The following is an 18,543-nucleotide window of genomic DNA, read 5'->3' on the forward strand; positions in this document are numbered from 1 at the left end:
TTGATTTTTAAATTATGTATAATATAATAAATTGATTTTTTTTCAAATTTAAGGAGGAGCATTTTTTTTATGTCAATCGAAGTAGGCAGCAAGGTTCAAGGGAAGGTAACAGGTATTACGAATTTCGGAGCGTTTGTGGAGCTGCCAGAGGGCTCAACTGGTCTTGTCCATATTAGTGAGGTTGCTGACAATTATGTTAAAGATATTAATGAGCATTTAAAAGTTGGCGACCAAGTTGAGGTCAAGGTTATCAATGTTGAGAAAGATGGAAAAATTGGTTTATCCATTAAAAAAGCAAAAGAAACACAACAACAACAACAACCACAACGTCCACGACACAATGGTCCACGCAATAACAGAAACGACCAACGTAATCAAAACAAAACTGAAAGCTTTGAACAAAAAATGAATCGCTTTCTGAAGGACAGTGAAGATCGTCTATCTTCCTTAAAGCGTCACACTGAGTCAAAACGTGGTGGGCGTGGAGCGAGAAGAGGATAACCTGCTGCTGTAGCTTAAATATATATAGATAAAGCACCCGAGTTCGGGTGCTTTTTTGTGTGCTGTTTTTTAATACAGATGAAGAACAAAAAGGTAAAAGTAAAAAGGCTATCTAAAATGGGCACAAAAAAAGTGCGAATAAAACATTTGTTTTACTCGCACGTTCGTATGACCCGTACGGGATTCGAACCCGTGTTACCGCCGTGAAAGGGCGGTGTCTTAACCGCTTGACCAACGGGCCTTTAAATTATGGTAGCGGCGGAGGGGATCGAACCCCCGACCTCACGGGTATGAACCGTACGCTCTAGCCAGCTGAGCTACACCGCCATGGATAAAAAATGCAATAAAAAAGTGTTCGACAATCTCTGTCTCAAACTCTAGTAAGTAAGCACAAGTAATATAATACCTTCTGTCTATTCGTTCGTCAATATATTTTGTATGGAAGGTAAAAAATACAAAAATTCGCACTATATACACAACAAACTTATGAAATTTTTGGCAAACCTATCAAATTACAATTCTAAAATTCGCCATATGACATTTATTTTGTTGGAAAACTGGACAAGCAGTCGAATGTTTTTCTTTTTCGCTTCTGTTGTTTTGACAAAATACGAATTCTTGCAACTGTATAATAACAGACAACTATTAAATACGGGGAGTGTTTATATATGGAAAGAATAGAGAGAAATCTGAGCGGACCAATCGCAGAGGTAGACATTGGAAAAACACAGGACACTTTGTCCAGATGGTTTCATCGTTTTCAAGCTAAGCTTGTAAATCTATTTCTACTAAAAGGGCTTTTACTAGTAGTCGTTGGATTTTTATTAGGGCGGGCCCTCATCCTGAATGAATTAACCCCCTTTGCATTACCATTTTTCGCAAGCGTATTTATGATGAAAAAAGGAAAAGCTGGACTTGCGATGGCAGCTGTTATCGCGGGATCATTTACCCTTTCAGCAGATGTCACTGTTTTTACATTTCTATCAATTTCCTTTTTTCTAGTAATCTATAAAGTTCTTCAAAGGTTTAAAGTAGATCTAATCAAAGCATTACCAGTTCTGGTGTTAATTGCATCCGCCATTGCGAAGGTAAGTGTTCTCTATGTTACTCAAGGAACAGTCACCGTCCATGACGGAGTAATGCTTGGTGTCGGATCCGGCTTAGCCTTTATTTTAACCTTAATTTTCCTACAAAGCGTACCATTGTTAACAGAGAGACGAAGGAGACAATCCTTTAAAACAGAAGAAGTTATTTGTTTGATTATCTTAATTGCCTCTGTGTTAACAGGTACCATGGGATGGCTCGTTTATGAGATGTCCATTTCCAATATACTCTCAAGATATGTTGTCCTCTTGTTTGCATTTGTTGCAGGTGCAACGATTGGATCAACCGTAGGAGTTGTAACCGGACTTATTTTAAGTTTAGCCAATGTAACGAGCTTGTACCAAATGAGTCTTCTTGCCTTTTCTGGATTATTAGGCGGTCTTCTAAAAGAAGGCAAAAAAGGCGGAGTTGCACTTGGTCTCATTGTAGGAACGCTTTTAATTGGCCTTTACGGAGAAGGTGCAAGTCAAATCATTCCTACATTATATGAATCTGTTGTAGCCATTCTCTTATTTTTATTAACGCCTAGGAGTTTAATAAGTAAAGTGGCTAAAAATATTCCAGGAACACCTGAGCATCATGCAGAACAGCAGCAATATTTACGTAAAGTTCGCGATGTAACGGCAAATCGAGTTTCACAGTTTTCAACAGTTTTTGAGGCTTTATCCAATAGTTTTTCGGAATATGGGTACCCCATTGATGAAGAGGACAAAGACCGTGAAGTCGATCTGTTTTTAAGCAATGTAACAGAAAAGACCTGTCAATCGTGTTTTAAAAAGGAGGCGTGTTGGTCCAAGAACTTTAATAAAACATATGACTATATGAAAGATATTATGCATGGATGTGATACAAATTCGCTTCAGTACAACCACAAGCTTACAAGAGACTGGGACAAGCATTGTGTACGCTCGAAAAAAGTAATCGATGCCATTGAACAGGAGCTGACCTATTATCAGGCAAACCAAAAACTAAAAAAACAAGTAAAGGAGAGTCGAAAACTAGTAGCAGAACAATTATTAGGCGTTTCCCAGGTCATGAGTGATTTTGCCAAGGAAATTCAACGTGAAGGTGAAAACCATCATGTATTGGAAGAACAAATCCTAGATGCGTTGCAGTCGTTTGGTATTCAAATTGGGCATGTAGAAATTTACAGTGTGGAACAAGGAAATGTAGATATTGAATTGAGTATTCCATATTGCAATGGAAGTGGGGAGTGTGAAAAATTAATTGCGCCGATGCTATCGGATATTTTGGAGGAAACCATTCTCGTGAAAAATGAAGAATGCTCAGCCTATCCAAATGGGTATTGTCATGTGACACTTGGTTCGGCAAAGGCATATGTCATTGAAACAGGTGTCGCTCACGCTGCTAAGGGAGGCGGATTAGTATCAGGGGACAGCTATTCAACAATTGAGTTAGGCGTTGGAAAACATGCGGTTGCCATTAGTGACGGAATGGGGAATGGTGAACGAGCCCACTATGAAAGCAATGAAACCTTGGAGTTGTTAAAGAAGATTCTTCAATCAGGCATTGAAGAGAAGGTGGCGATTAAATCCGTTAACTCCATTCTCTCCTTACGTACAACAGATGAGATTTTCTCGACGCTCGATTTAGCAGTAATTGACTTACAGGATGCAAGTGCGAAGTTCTTAAAAATAGGCTCTACGCCAAGTTATATTAAGAGAGGAGATAAGATTAGTAAAATACAGGCAAGTAATCTACCGATGGGAATCATTGAAGACTTTGAAGTGGAGGTAGTTGATGAACAATTGAAGGCAGGAGACCTATTAATCATGATGAGTGATGGGATTTTCGAAGGGCCAAAGCATGTTGAAAACTATGATATGTGGATGAAACGTAAAATCAATGAGATTCAGACAAAAGATCCTCAAGAGGTAGCGGATCTCATTATGGAGGAGGTCATTCGCACAAGATCTGGTCAAATTGAAGATGATATGACTGTTGTTGTGACAAAGATTAATCATAATACACCAAAATGGGCAGCCATCCCTGCGTACGGGTATCATAAAACGAAAAGGAAGGCAATTTGATTCTATTAAAAGGGTTTAAAAAGTAATAATTTCGTCCATCCTTATACTAATTTTACCTAGTTGGAGGGGATGAAACGTGCAAAAAGGCACATTGAAGCAAATTCTATTAATTACAGACGGTTGCTCAAATCAAGGGGAAGATCCGATTGCAATGGCTGCACTTGCTAGAGAGCAAGGCGTAACGATCAATGTCATTGGCGTAGTGGAGCAGGATACGATTGATGAACAAGGTATGCAGGAAATCGAAGGAATCGCTACGGCTGGTGGTGGAGTGAGCCAAATCGTTTATTCTACTCAACTGTCTCAAACGGTTCAAATGGTAACAAGACAAGCAATGACCCAAACTTTACAAGGGGTCGTCAACAAGGAGCTCCAGCAAATCCTGGGAGCTAAGACATCAATGGAAGACCTTCCTCCGGAAAAACGCGGAGAAGTAATGGAGGTTGTAGATGAACTTGGAGAAACGGTTGATTTAGAGGTTCTCGTTCTAGTGGATACAAGCGCGAGTATGAAGCATAAATTACCAACTGTAAAAGAAGCCTTGTTGGACCTATCAATAAGCTTAAATGCGAGAATGGGAGACAATCAATTTTCTGTTTTCGTATTTCCGGGGAAAAGAGTTGAAGTTGAAAGGGTATTAGATTGGACGCCGAGACTAGAATCCTTGTCTAGTATTTTTCCAAAGCTTACAACTGGTGGAATTACACCAACAGGTCCGGCAATCCGTGAGGCACTTACCTACTTCAAGAAAAAAAGATCATTAAGGAGTTTGTTGTCTCGTGATGATGAACAATACTACGAAGAGTCAGGTATGTAAGGTTTCCCCTGGTACAGTTATTACAGGAAAGTGGCATAAAAAATCATATCGCGTTGTGAGACCTTTAGGACAAGGTGCCAATGGAATTGTCTACTTAGCTGAAAGTATTGATGGCCCTGTGGCGTTAAAAATTAGTGAAAATGGCGTGACAATTACGTCGGAAGTAAATGTACTAAAACACTTCTCTAAGGTCCAAGGCTCTGCCCTTGGGCCTTCTTTTATAGATGTCGATGATTGGATTAGACCTGGATTTTCAAGTCCTATTTCCTTTTACGTTATGGAATATATTCGTGGTGAAAGCTTTTTATCTTTTATTGAAAAAAGGGGAAAAGAATGGACAGGCATCTTATGCTTACAATTGCTTTCTGATTTAGACAGGCTCCATCAGGAAGGCTGGGTTTTTGGTGACTTAAAACCTGATAATCTACTGGTTGCGGGAAATCCGCCAAAAATCCGCTGTATTGATGTCGGTGGAACAACTGTACAAGGAAGGGCAATCAAAGAATTTACTGAATTCTTTGATCGTGGCTATTGGGGAGCAGGCTCAAGAAAAGCGGAAGCCTCCTATGACTTATTTGCAGTTGCAATGATTATCATCAATGCTGCCTACCCAAACCGATTTACAAAAACAGATCAACCGGTGAAACAATTAAAATCTATTATTGCAAATACGGATTCGCTAAGAAAATTTGATACTGTCCTATATCATGCGATTGATGGGAAGTATCAGCGAGCAGCTGAAATGCGTAAAGATTTAGTTATGAAGTTAAGTCAAGCAAATAAGGACCACACACCTGTACAAAAAACACGTGCAGCAAGAAAGTCACAGGCTAGGCCAAAGGCAACTAGCCAATCCCAAGCTGGATCTAATGTATTACGGGCAAATAGCCGGCTAAAACCGAAGAAACAAAAAGGCGGGGTACTTGAAACTGTACTATTACTGCTATTTGTATCACTTGGGTATTTGCTTTATCTGTATGGACAAATTCTGTAAAAATAAATAGGAAAATGCTACGATATATTTAGATTTATAAAAAGGATTGGTCCGACAATGATCGAAAAGGTAAACAGGTTTATAAAAAAGCATGAATTAATTAAAAAAGGCTCAACGATAATAGTAGGGGTGTCCGGTGGTCCGGATTCCCTCGCTTTACTTCATTATTTATTTCACCACTATAAAGAAGTAACTCTAATCGCTGCCCATGTTGACCATATGTTTCGTGGGAAAGAGTCTGAAGAGGATTTATTATATGTAAAAGATTTTTGTGAATCATTTCAGATTCCTTTTGAATCAATCCAAATTGATGTGACATCCTATAAAAAGGAACATGGTTTAAGTTCCCAAGTAGCCGCGAGGGAAGTGAGGTATGAATTTTTTAATGAAGTCATGCAAAAACATAAAGCAGATTATTTAGCACTTGGGCATCATGGAGATGATCAAATAGAATCGATATTAATGCGTTTAGTTCGAGGTAGTAAGGGAATTGGCTATGCGGGCATGCAGATAAAACGCCCTTTTTCATGTGGGGAAATTATTCGCCCGTTTTTATCTGTGACAAAAGCTGATATTGAAGAATACTGCAGGGAATGGAGGTTATCTCCAAGACGCGATCCTTCAAATGAAAAAGACGACTATACAAGGAACCGATTCAGGCATCATGTTCTTCCATTTTTAAAACAAGAAAATCCTGCAGTACATGAACATTTTCTACAGTTTAACCAGTACATGACAGAGGACAATGAAGTTTTAGATGAATTAACCATCGAAAAAATGAATAAAGTAATGAAAAGGAATGAAGACAATGAAATAGAGATTGAAATTCCCCCCTTATTAGCGATGCCAAAATCTTTACAAAGAAGAGGGATTCAACTAATATTAAACTATCTCTACAAAGAACTTCCTCCTTCTCTTTCTGCCGTACATATCGACAATTTGTTAACCTTCTTGGCGAATAATCATCCATCTGGAGAATTGCATTTTCCAGCTGGTTTGCGAATTGTAAAATCTTATGAGAGTTGTACATATACTTATACAGATCGTAAGGAAAACGTAAGCCCCTATCGATTTCACATTGATACACCTGGGCTTTATAAACTTGAAGATGGTAGTGAAATAAAGAGTCAAGTGTGGAAGAACTATCCTAATGACTTGGTCGGAAATGATTGTTTCGTCATTGACCCAGACAATATCCAATTACCAATTTATGTCCGAACGAGAAAAATTGGAGATAAAATGAGGCTAAAAGGAATGAATGGTTCAAAAAAAGTGAAGGATATTTTCATTGATGAAAAAATACCACTTAACAGACGTGACCATTGGCCAATTGTTGAGGATGAACAAGGAAAGATTTTGTGGCTTCCAGGATTGAAAAAATCATCATATGAAGCATCATGTAAAACAAAATCGCACTATATCGTATTACAATACACGCAGAATGTTTAGGGGGCTTTAAAAGAATGAAGCAGGATATCGAGAAGGTTTTATTCAGTGAGGAAGAACTTCAGAAAAAAATCAAGGAATTAGGTAATACTTTAACAGAGGACTATAAAGACAAATTTCCTTTAGCAATTGGAATTTTAAAAGGAGCTATGCCTTTCATGGGCGATCTGTTAAAAAGAGTAGATACATACTTAGAAATGGATTTTATGGATGTGTCAAGCTATGGAAACTCAACGGTTTCATCCGGTGAAGTAAAAATCATTAAGGACTTAGATACATCTGTAGAAGGAAGAGACATTCTTGTCATTGAAGATATTATTGATAGTGGTCTTACACTAAGCTATCTTGTTGAATTATTCCGTTACCGTAAAGCAAAGTCCATTAAAATTGTTACACTTTTGGATAAGCCATCAGGAAGAAAAGCGGATATTCAGGCAGACTATGTTGGGTTTATTGTTCCCGATGAGTTTGTTGTAGGTTATGGTCTAGACTTTGCTGAAAAATATCGTAATTTACCGTATATCGGTGTGTTAAAACCCGAGGTCTACTCAGAATAGTCACATTCCGAGAGAAAAACTCGGACATTTTTGAAACCTTTTTGTTGAAAACACGTATATCATTTGAATAGCCATAATTATCTATGATACTATTTACTATAGTTTGTTCACCGCGGGAGGAGGTAAGGGATGAATCGAATTTTTAGAAATGTCATATTCTATTTACTCATATTTTTAGTCATTATCGGTGTGGTTAGCTTTTTCCAAGGAGCAGGTGGCCAGCCTGAAGTGATGAAATATGGCAAGTTTGTTCAACATCTCGAAGCCGGAGATGTAAAAAATATTACGATACAACCTGAAAGAGGCGTCTATGAGGTTAGAGGTCAGTTAAATTCCTACGATAAAGATAAATTCTTTGTCACTAACATTATCGGTAGCCAAAATGAAGTTGATCGGATTACTGAGGCTGCAAAAGCCGCAGACGTAGATATACTTAAAGCAAAGGAAACAAGTGGTTGGGTAACCTTCTTTACGTCGATTATTCCATTTGTTATTATCTTTATTTTATTCTTCTTCCTACTTAATCAAGCCCAAGGCGGCGGTAGTAGGGTTATGAACTTTGGTAAGAGTAAAGCAAAGTTATATAGCGAAGAAAAGAAAAAGGTTCGATTTAAAGATGTTGCAGGTGCGGATGAAGAGAAGCAAGAACTTATTGAAGTGGTTGATTTCTTAAAAGACCCACGTAAGTTTGCTGAACTAGGTGCAAGAATTCCAAAAGGGATCCTCCTTGTTGGTCCTCCTGGTACAGGTAAAACATTGCTAGCCCGTGCGTGTGCTGGTGAAGCGGGAGTTCCATTCTTCTCCATCAGTGGTTCGGATTTCGTTGAAATGTTCGTTGGGGTTGGTGCTTCACGTGTACGTGACCTATTTGAGAATGCAAAGAAGAATGCGCCATGTATCATTTTTATAGATGAAATTGATGCAGTTGGACGTCAGCGTGGTGCAGGTCTTGGAGGCGGTCATGATGAGCGCGAACAAACCTTGAACCAATTGCTAGTTGAGATGGACGGATTCGGTGCAAATGAAGGAATCATCATCATTGCTGCAACAAACCGCCCAGACATTCTAGACCCTGCCCTTTTACGTCCAGGACGTTTTGACCGTCAAATTACAGTCGATCGTCCAGATGTCAAAGGAAGAGAAGCGGTATTACATGTTCACGCCCGTAATAAGCCTCTTGCTGAAGAGGTAGATTTAAAAGCAATTGCAGCAAGAACACCAGGGTTTTCTGGGGCAGACTTAGAAAACTTACTGAATGAAGCAGCGCTTGTTGCTGCTCGACGGAACAAGAAGAAAATTGATATGACGGATCTGGATGAAGCATCAGACCGCGTCATTGCAGGTCCAGCTAAAAAGAATCGTGTTATTTCGAAAAAAGAACGCAATATCGTGGCCTTCCACGAAGCAGGGCACACTGTTATTGGAATGGTGCTTGATGAAGCGGATATGGTTCATAAGGTTACAATTGTCCCACGTGGTCAAGCGGGTGGTTATGCAGTAATGCTTCCTAAGGAAGACCGTTACTTCATGACAAAGCCTGAACTATTGGATAAAATTACAGGTCTCTTAGGAGGTCGTGTGGCTGAGGAAATCACATTTGGAGAAGTGAGCACAGGTGCTCATAATGACTTCCAACGTGCTACAGGTATTGCTCGTAAAATGGTTACCGAATATGGAATGAGTGAAAAGTTAGGTCCACTCCAATTCGGTCAAGCACAAGGTGGTCAAGTGTTCTTAGGACGCGATATCCACAACGAGCAAAACTATAGTGACGCAATTGCGCATGAAATTGATCTTGAGATCCAACGCTTTATTAAAGAAAGCTATGAAAAAGCAAGACAAATTCTTACAAAGAATCAAGATAAACTTAAACTAATCGCAGAAACATTACTTGAGGTTGAAACCTTAGATGCTGCCCAAATTAAGAGCTTGTTCGAAGAAGGTAAACTACCTGACCGACCAGAAGCTTCTGAGGATACAGTTAAACCAAAAGACGATGTAAAAGTTACGATTAACTCTAAAAAAGAAGAGGATGTAACGGAAGGCGAAAATAAAGATAAAGAATAGTAACAGCAAAAGGTGTCTACACCCTATCGTAGGCACCTTTTTTGTGTCGTTTTTGATTCTTTAATTGTGGAATAATAAAAACGAGGTATGGTATGATGTTTGCATTAAGTCGCAAATTCGTAACTGTGCTTTTGCATTTGGGGGTAGGGGGTACCACATGATTTTTGTTTTTGATGTTGGGAATACAAATATGGTTTTAGGGGTATATGGAAATGATGAGCTAAAACATCATTGGAGAATAGAAACCAGCCGAAATAAAACAGAGGATGAATATGGTCTCGTTATAAAATCACTATTAGCACACGAAGGATTAACTTTTAAAGATATTAATGGGATTATTATGTCTTCTGTCGTTCCACCGATTATGTTTGCACTTGAACGAATGTGTGTAAAGTATTTTGGAATTAAACCGTTAGTCGTAGGACCAGGTATGAAAACGGGATTAAACATTAAATACGACAATCCAAAAGAAGTGGGTGCAGATCGTATTGTCAATGCTGTTGCAGGAATCCATCTGTATGGAAGTCCACTTATCATTGTTGATTTTGGTACTGCCACTACATACTGTTACATAAATGAGAAAAAGCAATACATGGGTGGAGCGATTGCACCAGGAATTGCCATTTCAACTGAAGCTTTATATTCAAGGGCTGCAAAATTACCAAGAATCGAAATAGCTCGTCCAGAAGGTGTTATTGGGCGAAACACTGTTAGTGCGATGCAGGCAGGTATATTATATGGGTATGTTGGTCAAGTTGAGGGTATCGTCAGTCGCATAAAAGCCCAAGCTGTGGAAAAGCCAAAAGTCATTGCAACAGGAGGACTTGCTTCACTGATTGCTGGAGAATCAACCGCGATTGATATTGTCGACACATTATTAACGTTAAAAGGGCTACAGCTTATTTATCAGCGCAATAAAGAAACAAAATGAAAATAACATCAGATGTGATGACACGAAAAGGAGTAAAAAAATGAGTGATTATTTAGTTAAGGCGTTAGCTTTTGATGGACAGGTTCGTGCATATGCAATTAATTCAACAGAAACAGTTGCCGAGGCCCAAAGACGCCATTATACATGGCCTACTGCGTCAGCAGCTCTTGGTAGAACGATGACAGCAGGGGTCATGTTAGGAGCCACTCTAAAGGGCGATGTAAAACTCACCATCAAGGTTGAAGGTGGAGGACCAATCGGCGTTATTCTGGTAGATACAAACGCAAAAGGGGAAGTAAGAGGATATGTGACCAACCCTCAAACTCATTTTGATTTAAATGAGCATGGGAAACTTGATGTGAGAAGAGCAGTCGGAACAGACGGAACATTAACAATTGTAAAAGATATTGGAATGAGAGACCAATTCTCCGGACAGGTACCGATTGTTTCAGGAGAACTTGGAGAGGATTTTACGTATTATCTTGTTTCTTCTGAACAAACACCTTCATCTGTTGGCGTAGGTGTTTTAGTGAACCCAGACAACTCCATTTTAGCTGCTGGTGGTTTCCTGATTCAGCTTATGCCTGGTACAGATGAGGAAACCATTTCGCAAATTGAAAAAAGACTTCAAGAAATCGAACCGATCTCTAAAATGATTGAAAAAGGTCTTACACCTGAAGCCATTTTAAAAGAGATTGTTGGCGAAGGAAACCTTAAAATTCTTGAAAAGATGCCAGTATCTTTTGTTTGTCCTTGCTCTAGAGAACGAATTGAAAGTGCCATTATTAGTCTAGGTACAGAAGAAATTGAAGCGATGATTGAGGAAGATGGAAAAGCAGAGGCACAATGCCATTTTTGTAACGAAAAATATCATTTTTCAAAAGAAGAGTTAATAGAATTAAAAGACCAAGCAAAGTAAGGTAATGGGAGATGGGAAAAATGAATCAAAAGATATTATGGTCAGTTATAATTGCTCTCGTTATCACAAACTGTTTGTCGGTTGTGTACTTTATGACTGATAAATCAGGGATGTCTCAGGAAAAGACGATTGAAGCATCCAAACCCGTTGTCGCTAGTGGTGAAGAAGAGGTAGTAGCTACAATTGGAGAAACAGGCATTACAAGACAACAATGGTTACATGAACTTGAAGACAGATATGGGAAACAAATTTTAGAGGGAATGATTGATGAGGAAGTTGTTCGTCAAATGACCAAAAAGTATGACATCACTTTGTCAGAGGATGCCGTTGAACGTGAATTGACGTTAATTAAGACCATGTATAATACCATCGATAATGAAAATATTGATGATAAGCATTGGCAAGAGCAAATTGAGTTAAGTATTTTATTAGAAGAGCTCTTAACAAAGGATGCGATCATATCTGAGGAAGAAATGAAACATTTCTACGAGGAAAACAAGCATCTATACGAAATTCCAAAGTCGTACCACATTTCTCATATTGTCGTGAAAACGAAAGAAGCTGCTGAACAAGTACGACAAGAGTTAGATAATGGTTCAAGCTTCGCTGCGCTTGCTATGGAGAAATCAACGGATGAGTTTTCTACAAATCGGGGTGGGGAACTCGGATTTGTCAATGCGGAAAATGGATATGCTCCCGATCATTATTTAGATGTGGCTGAACAATTAAAGCCAAATGAATGGAGTGAGCCTGTAGAGGTTGAAGGTGGCTATGCGGTTATTATCCTACATGAGGTAATTGATGCAGTAACATATTCATATGACGATGTTAAGGGTCAAATAAAGCGTCAAATTGCAATAGACCAGATGAATGGAGCTATATCAGTAGAACCGTTCTGGAAAGAACTTGGCGTTAAGTGGTTCTTTGAAAATCACCAATAAAATTATTAGGGAAAAATTCACAATTTGGTAGTAGTAAATTCGTTGACTTTTATGATGGGAATTGCTAAATTGTAGATAAAACCAATAAAAATAGTAGGGATTGAGGGTGGAATCATGACAAGAGTAGCGAATTCAATATATGAATTAATCGGTCAAACGCCAGTTGTAAAGCTTAATCACTTAGTTGATGAAGATAGTGCAGATGTATATGTAAAGCTTGAGTTCTTTAACCCAGGAAGCAGTGTAAAGGATAGAATTGCGTTAGCGATGATTGAAGCTGCTGAGAAAAATGGTGATTTAAAGCCTGGCGACACGATCATTGAACCGACAAGTGGAAACACTGGTATTGGTTTAGCAATGGTAGCAGCTGCTAAAGGTTATAGAGCAATCTTAGTAATGCCAGATACAATGAGTATGGAACGCCGTAATCTTTTACGTGCATACGGCGCTGAGCTTGTTTTAACACCTGGTGCCGAAGGAATGAAAGGTGCCGTTAACAAAGCAGAAGAACTAGTAAAAGAACAGGGCTATTACATGCCACAACAATTCGACAATCCAGCAAACCCTGAGGTTCACCGTTTAACGACTGGTAAGGAAATTGTTGAGCAAATGGGTAATCAATTAGATGCGTTTGTGGCTGGAATTGGAACAGGTGGAACAATCACTGGAGCTGGCCAAGTATTAAAAGAGAAGTATCCAGACATCCATATTGTAGCGGTTGAACCAGCTGACTCAGCAATTCTATCTGGTGGAAAACCGGGCCCACATAAAATCCAGGGTATAGGCGCAAACTTTGTACCGAGTGTATTAAACACAGAACTTTATGATGAAGTGTTTACAGTTAAAAACGAGGAAGCAATTGATACTGCACGCCGTACAGGTCAAGAAGAAGGATTCCTTGTAGGAATTTCCTCAGGTGCAGCTATTTACGCAGCACTACAAGTTGCGAAAAAATTAGGTAAAGGCAAAAAAGTCCTTGCAGTTGTTCCGGACAATGGTGAGCGGTACCTAAGTACAGTTCTTTATCAATTTGACGAGCAATAATGATAAATGTCTCAAAGAGTCTATCCTTCTGGGTTAGACTCTTTTTTTATCTAAGGTGTACTGAAAATTGTATATCATGTAAAATATAGAAATAGAGTCAAAGGTACTAAAATAGCCGATCTAGAGTAGAAAACAAAGAGTTGAGCAAGTTGAGTAGAAAAATTTGAGTATGAGGTGAGCTAGAATGATCGTAATGATTGATAATTATGACTCGTTTACATTTAATTTAGTACAATATGTTGGAGAATTAGGAGAAGCTATCATCGTCAAAAGAAATGATGAGATCACGATTCAAGAAATTGAGGAACTAAATCCCGACTTAATTATGATTTCGCCAGGCCCCTGTACACCAAATGAAGCAGGAATAAGCCTAGAGACCATTTCTCACTTTGCAGGGCGAATCCCGATTTTTGGTGTGTGCCTTGGTCATCAGTCGATAGCCCAAGCGTTTGGTGGGGATGTGATTAAAGCTGAAAGACTTATGCATGGAAAAACATCAGAGATCCAGCATGATGGTAAGACCATCTTTTCAGGGGTGGAACAACCATTTATTGCGACACGTTACCATTCATTAATCGTAAAAAAAGAGACACTTCCAGAGTGTTTTGAGATTTCAGCTGAAACAAATGCTGGAGAAATCATGGCAATTCGCCATAAGGAATATCCTATTGAAGGTGTTCAATTTCATCCTGAATCAATTATGACGACAGCTGGTAAACAATTAATTAATAATGTAATTGAATTATATATCAGAAGTAAAAATGAATCAGTACTACCCAAATAAGATCGACTTACTGGTAAACAGAGTAAAAGGAGATTGAAAATGAATCAAGACAGAATAACAAGACCATCGCTAACATGTGGTCCCTATCAATTAGATTTTTCCAAGAAAACAATGATTATGGGAATTCTCAATATCACACCTGATTCCTTTTCAGATGGCGGCTCTTATACTGATTTAGGGGCCGCTATCAATCATGCGAAAAAAATGGTCACTGAAGGTGCAGATATGATTGATGTGGGCGGTGAATCGACCAGACCTGGATATGAAAGACTCTCTGATGAAGAAGAGATTGCTAGAGTAGTGCCTGTCATTAAGGAATTGGTTAAGGAAGTTCACGTACCCATTTCCATTGACACCTATAAATCCGAGGTAGCAAAGCAAGCCATTGAAGCCGGAGCGCATATTATTAATGATATTTGGGGTGCCAAAGCAGATCCGAAAATGGCCGAGGTTGCGGCGGCTTACAATGTCCCAATTATTCTGATGCATAACAGGGATAATAAAAACTATACGAATCTTATCGATGATATGATTAGCGATTTAAAAGAAAGCATTCAAATTGTAAAGGCAGCCGGTGTGAAGGATGAAAATATTATTCTAGACCCCGGAGTAGGATTTGCCAAAACCTTTGAGAATAATATCGAAACAATTCGTCAACTAGACCGTTTTTCAGAACTTGGCTATCCAGTTTTGCTTGGAACCTCAAGGAAATCCTTTATCGGTCATATTTTTGATATGCCACCACAGGAACGTGATGAAGCAACCGGTGCAACTACCTGCCTTGGAATTCAAAAAGGCTGCGATATTGTCCGTGTCCATAATGTAAAGATGAACGCAAGGCTTGCTAAAATGATGGATGTCCTTGTTGGTAAAGGTGAAGTGTGAAAATGGACAAAATCTATGTGAACCAAATGCAATTTTACGGCTATCACGGAGTGTTTTCGGAAGAAACCAAATTAGGTCAACGTTTCTTTGTCGACTTGATGGTGGAAGTGGATGTCAAACAAGCTGGGGAAACCGATAACCTGGATTATTCCGTTCACTATGGAGAGCTTTATAACCTATGTAAGGAAATTGTAGAGGGACAACCATATAAACTATTAGAAGCTGTAGCTGAAAAAATTGCCGCGGAAATTTTAAGGCACTTTTCATTGGTCTCAAGTTGCACCATTAAAGTCATTAAACCAGACCCACCTATACCTGGGCAACTTCAATCAGTTGCTGTGGAAATCTCAAGGAGTCGACAACATGAATAATACAGCATATATCGCTCTTGGAACGAATATAGGGGAAAGAGAAGAGTATTTGCGTTTTGCATTAAAGGGGATTCAAGAACGGGGTGTTCTGATAATTGATTTTTCATCCATTTTTGAAACAGACCCCGTTGGATATGAGGATCAGGATTTATTTTTAAATATGGTAATCAAAGTAAGTACTGATTTATCACCATTTGAGTTATTGCAGGTTTTACAAGAAATTGAGCTTGAGTCAGGAAGGGAAAGGAAAATAAGATGGGGTCCAAGAACGTTAGACCTTGACATCTTGCTTTATAATCATGAAAATGTTGAAACAGAGCGTCTTATCATTCCACATCCCCGAATGACAGAGCGGGCCTTTGTGCTAGTGCCTTTGGTTGAAATCGACCAGAATCTACAAATTCCAGCAGTAACGAAGCCAATATCCTTACTACTAGACGAATTACAAGACAGAGAAGGTGTACGTATATGGAAGCGGAGAAGTGGGGAAGACGTATTCGTGCTTTTCGAAAATTAAAAGGATATACACAAGAAGGTCTAGCAAAAGACCTTGGAGTATCCGTATCCCTGGTTGGGGAAGTTGAGCGGGGAACACGAATGCCAAGTAAAACGTTTTTAGAGAAAGTTTCAGATATACTGAAAGTACCAATTGAAGACTTAACCCCAAAAGGGTTAGATTAGTATACGGATTTTTATTAAATGAAGAGGGAGGGTAACTGTGCTAAAAATTGGCGATATCCAAATGAAAAACCAAGTAGTTCTTGCTCCGATGGCTGGCGTATGTAACTCAGCATTCCGTCTAACTGTTAAGGAATTTGGTGCACACAGGTGAAGCAATCTGTAAAAATCCCTATAATCGGCAATGGAGATGTTAAGTCTCCACAGGATGCAAGACGGATGCTAGATGAAACTGGTTGTGACGGTGTCATGATTGGCCGTGCAGCACTAGGAAATCCATGGATGATTTATCAAACAGTGAAATATTTAGAAACCGGTGAACTAACTGAGGAGCCAGGAGTAAGAGAGAAAATTGATGTTTCTATTCTTCATTTAGATCGATTAATAATTTTGAAGAATGAGGATATTGCAGTAAGGGAATTTAGAAAGCACGCCGCTTGGTATCTAAAAGGAATCTGCGGTAATGCAATAGTCCGGAATGGGATTAACAGCTGCAACACTCGAAATGAATTGGTATCACTATTACAAAACTTTGTTGAAGTAATAGAAGAAAAGCAACAAAACAGTGAGATGGTTGTTTGACATCAAAAGTTCCCTACTCTATAATACCCGTAAGTAGCCCACTGCCAGTTTTTTGCTGGCAGTTTTTCTGCTTTACGTTTATATTGGAATAGGACAAGTTATAGGTATTCGTATTATGATAGATCATGTAACAATATAGGAGTTGATAAAAATGAATCATGAGGAATTAAATGACCAATTGATTGTCAGAAGAGAAAAGTTACATACATTGCGTGAAATGGGAGTAGACCCATTTGGTAAAAGATTCGAAAGAACACATAGTACACGTGAGCTTATCGATTTATATGATGGATTTACAAAGGAACAATTAGACGAAAAAGAGGTTAGTGTAACCATTGCGGGTCGTATTATGACAAAGCGCGGTAAAGGTAAAGCGGGATTTACTCATATCCAAGACTTAACTGGTCAAATTCAACTATATGTACGTCTTGATGCAGTTGGAGAAGAACCGTATGAAGTATTCAATCTTGCGGATCTTGGGGATATTGTCGGTGTATCGGGTACTGTCTTCAAAACAAAAGTAGGAGAACTTTCAATTAAAGCAAGTTCTTTAGAACTTTTATCAAAAGCACTACGTCCATTACCTGACAAATTTCATGGATTAAAAGATGTTGAGCAACGCTATCGTCAACGTTACCTGGACTTAATTATGAGCCCGGAAAGTAAAGAAACCTTTATTACAAGAAGTAAAATCATCAGAGCAATGAGACGTTATTTAGATGATCATGGCTATTTAGAGGTAGAAACGCCAATGATGCATTCTATTCCTGGTGGTGCATCCGCACGCCCGTTCATTACCCATCATAATGCACTAGATATCGAATTATATATGCGTATTGCGATTGAACTACATCTTAAGCGTCTAATCGTAGGTGGATTAGAAAAGGTATATGAAATTGGCCGTGTATTCCGTAATGAAGGTGTCTCTACACGTCATAACCCTGAATTCACAATGATCGAATTGTATGAAGCTTATGCAGATTATAAAGACATCATGAGCCTAACTGAAAATCTAGTCGCTCATATTGCTCAAGAAGTATTAGGCACTACAACGATAACCTATGGTGAACATGAAATTGACCTAAAGCCTGAGTGGAAACGACTTCACATGGTAGATGCAATTAAAGAATACGTAGGGGTAGACTTCTGGAAGGAAATGAGCCTTGAAGAAGCTAGACAACTTGCGAAAGAAAATAATGTTGAAATTAACGATAATATGCAATATGGTCACATTGTGAATGAGTTCTTCGAACAAAAAATCGAAGACAAGCTTATTCAACCAACATTCATCTATGGACATCCAGTAGAAATCTCACCACTTGCAAAGAAAAATCCTGAAGATCCTAGATTTACAGATCGCTTTGAGCTATTCATCGTGGGTAGAGAACACGCCAATGCATTTACAGAATTAAATGACCCTATTGATCAGCGTCAAAGATTCGAAGCTCAGCTCAAAGAAAGAGAGCAAGGAAATGACGAGGCACATATGATGGATGAAGATTTTGTTGAATCACTAGAATACGGTTTACCACCGACAGGCGGGTTAGGAATCGGAGTAGACAGACTTGTTATGCTCTTAACGAATTCTCCATCAATTAGAGATGTATTACTTTTCCCACAAATGCGCCATAAGTAATTTTTTGAAAAAGAGTGGATCTCCACTCTTTTTTATGCTTTTTTGTTAAAAAACTTTCCTAGTATAATTTTTTTGTCGAAAAGTCTTGCCTAAATATTTAATAGGTGGTATATTAAGTACCTGCCGCTGAGATGTGGCGATGGAGTAAAAAAGAAACAAAAAAGTTATTGACTAACAAAACGAAAGATGATATTATTATAAAGTTGCTTCGAGAGAGCAACGCTAATAATTTCTT

Annotated in this window: 17 protein-coding genes, 2 tRNA genes and 1 pseudogene; 18 read left to right on the forward strand and 2 right to left on the reverse strand. The window is 38.7% G+C overall.

Annotated features, from left to right (window positions below; all coding sequences use genetic code 11):
• The first annotated feature begins 69 nt into the window (after positions 1 to 69).
• Complete coding sequence (locus RGU12_RS13390; protein ID WP_309536560.1) at positions 70 to 501, forward strand: S1 domain-containing RNA-binding protein; 432 nt, start codon at positions 70 to 72, stop codon at positions 499 to 501.
• A 169-nt stretch (positions 502 to 670) separates the two neighbouring features.
• On the opposite strand, the gene RGU12_RS13395 is transcribed toward RGU12_RS13390, so the two are convergent.
• A tRNA-Glu gene (locus tag RGU12_RS13395) sits at positions 671 to 742 on the reverse strand.
• Positions 743 to 751: 9 nt separating this feature from the next.
• A tRNA-Met gene (locus RGU12_RS13400) sits at positions 752 to 828 on the reverse strand.
• Between the two features lie 341 nt (positions 829 to 1,169).
• Here RGU12_RS13400 and spoIIE point away from each other — a divergent pair.
• From spoIIE to lysS, 17 genes and pseudogenes are all read left to right on the forward strand, one after another.
• On the forward strand, positions 1,170 to 3,656 hold the full coding sequence (gene spoIIE, locus RGU12_RS13405; protein WP_309536561.1) for a stage II sporulation protein E: 2,487 nt from the start codon (positions 1,170 to 1,172) through the stop codon (positions 3,654 to 3,656).
• Between the two features lie 76 nt (positions 3,657 to 3,732).
• A complete protein-coding gene (locus RGU12_RS13410; protein ID WP_116354402.1) occupies positions 3,733 to 4,473 on the forward strand; it encodes a vWA domain-containing protein in 741 nt (246 codons plus the stop codon).
• Positions 4,439 to 5,467: a serine/threonine protein kinase PrkT gene (gene prkT, locus RGU12_RS13415; protein ID WP_309536562.1), complete on the forward strand. Its 1,029-nt coding sequence runs from the start codon at positions 4,439 to 4,441 to the stop codon at positions 5,465 to 5,467. Before RGU12_RS13410 ends, prkT begins: the two co-directional genes overlap by 35 nt.
• Positions 5,468 to 5,524: 57 nt before the next feature.
• On the forward strand, positions 5,525 to 6,916 hold the full coding sequence (gene tilS / locus RGU12_RS13420; RefSeq protein WP_309536563.1) for a tRNA lysidine(34) synthetase TilS: 1,392 nt from the start codon (positions 5,525 to 5,527) through the stop codon (positions 6,914 to 6,916).
• A 14-nt stretch (positions 6,917 to 6,930) separates the two neighbouring features.
• Positions 6,931 to 7,470 (forward strand): hypoxanthine phosphoribosyltransferase, encoded by a 540-nt coding sequence (gene hpt, locus RGU12_RS13425; RefSeq protein WP_309536564.1) that lies wholly within the window; start codon positions 6,931 to 6,933, stop codon positions 7,468 to 7,470.
• A gap of 129 nt (positions 7,471 to 7,599) precedes the next feature.
• Positions 7,600 to 9,537 (forward strand): ATP-dependent zinc metalloprotease FtsH, encoded by a 1,938-nt coding sequence (ftsH, locus tag RGU12_RS13430; RefSeq protein WP_309536565.1) that lies wholly within the window; start codon positions 7,600 to 7,602, stop codon positions 9,535 to 9,537.
• 157 nt (positions 9,538 to 9,694) lie between these two features.
• Positions 9,695 to 10,468 carry a type III pantothenate kinase gene (locus tag RGU12_RS13435; RefSeq protein WP_309536566.1) on the forward strand — a complete coding sequence of 258 codons (774 nt, stop codon included), beginning with the start codon at positions 9,695 to 9,697 and terminating at the stop codon, positions 10,466 to 10,468.
• A gap of 40 nt (positions 10,469 to 10,508) precedes the next feature.
• Positions 10,509 to 11,387, forward strand: coding sequence for an Hsp33 family molecular chaperone HslO (hslO, locus tag RGU12_RS13440; protein WP_309536567.1), 879 nt, complete (start codon positions 10,509 to 10,511; stop codon positions 11,385 to 11,387).
• A gap of 20 nt (positions 11,388 to 11,407) precedes the next feature.
• The gene (locus tag RGU12_RS13445) at positions 11,408 to 12,328 is read left to right on the forward strand and encodes a peptidyl-prolyl cis-trans isomerase (protein ID WP_309536569.1); all 921 of its coding nucleotides are present in this window, start codon (positions 11,408 to 11,410) and stop codon (positions 12,326 to 12,328) included.
• A gap of 114 nt (positions 12,329 to 12,442) precedes the next feature.
• The gene (gene cysK, locus RGU12_RS13450; protein WP_309536570.1) at positions 12,443 to 13,372 is read left to right on the forward strand and encodes a cysteine synthase A; all 930 of its coding nucleotides are present in this window, start codon (positions 12,443 to 12,445) and stop codon (positions 13,370 to 13,372) included.
• A gap of 184 nt (positions 13,373 to 13,556) precedes the next feature.
• Complete coding sequence (gene pabA / locus RGU12_RS13455; RefSeq protein ID WP_309536571.1) at positions 13,557 to 14,156, forward strand: aminodeoxychorismate/anthranilate synthase component II; 600 nt, start codon at positions 13,557 to 13,559, stop codon at positions 14,154 to 14,156.
• A gap of 39 nt (positions 14,157 to 14,195) precedes the next feature.
• Positions 14,196 to 15,041 carry a dihydropteroate synthase gene (gene folP / locus RGU12_RS13460; protein ID WP_309536572.1) on the forward strand — a complete coding sequence of 282 codons (846 nt, stop codon included), beginning with the start codon at positions 14,196 to 14,198 and terminating at the stop codon, positions 15,039 to 15,041.
• Positions 15,042 to 15,043: 2 nt separating this feature from the next.
• Complete coding sequence (gene folB, locus RGU12_RS13465; RefSeq protein ID WP_116354391.1) at positions 15,044 to 15,412, forward strand: dihydroneopterin aldolase; 369 nt, start codon at positions 15,044 to 15,046, stop codon at positions 15,410 to 15,412.
• Positions 15,405 to 15,929, forward strand: a complete 525-nt coding sequence (gene folK / locus RGU12_RS13470) for a 2-amino-4-hydroxy-6-hydroxymethyldihydropteridine diphosphokinase (protein ID WP_309536573.1) — start codon at positions 15,405 to 15,407, stop codon at positions 15,927 to 15,929. Before folB ends, folK begins: the two co-directional genes overlap by 8 nt.
• Positions 15,881 to 16,093 (forward strand): helix-turn-helix domain-containing protein, encoded by a 213-nt coding sequence (locus RGU12_RS13475; RefSeq protein WP_116354389.1) that lies wholly within the window; start codon positions 15,881 to 15,883, stop codon positions 16,091 to 16,093. The genes folK and RGU12_RS13475 overlap by 49 nt, the downstream gene beginning before the upstream one ends.
• A 144-nt stretch (positions 16,094 to 16,237) precedes the next feature.
• Positions 16,238 to 16,672 (forward strand): annotated as a pseudogene (locus tag RGU12_RS13480) (tRNA-dihydrouridine synthase); the annotation flags it as partial.
• Between the two features lie 151 nt (positions 16,673 to 16,823).
• Positions 16,824 to 18,308, forward strand: coding sequence for a lysine--tRNA ligase (lysS, locus tag RGU12_RS13485; protein ID WP_309536574.1), 1,485 nt, complete (start codon positions 16,824 to 16,826; stop codon positions 18,306 to 18,308).
• Positions 18,309 to 18,543 lie beyond the last annotated feature (235 nt).

The organism is Ferdinandcohnia sp. QZ13 (assembly GCF_031324165.1).
In the GTDB taxonomy this organism is placed as follows: Bacteria; Bacillota; Bacilli; order Bacillales; family Bacillaceae_L; genus Ferdinandcohnia.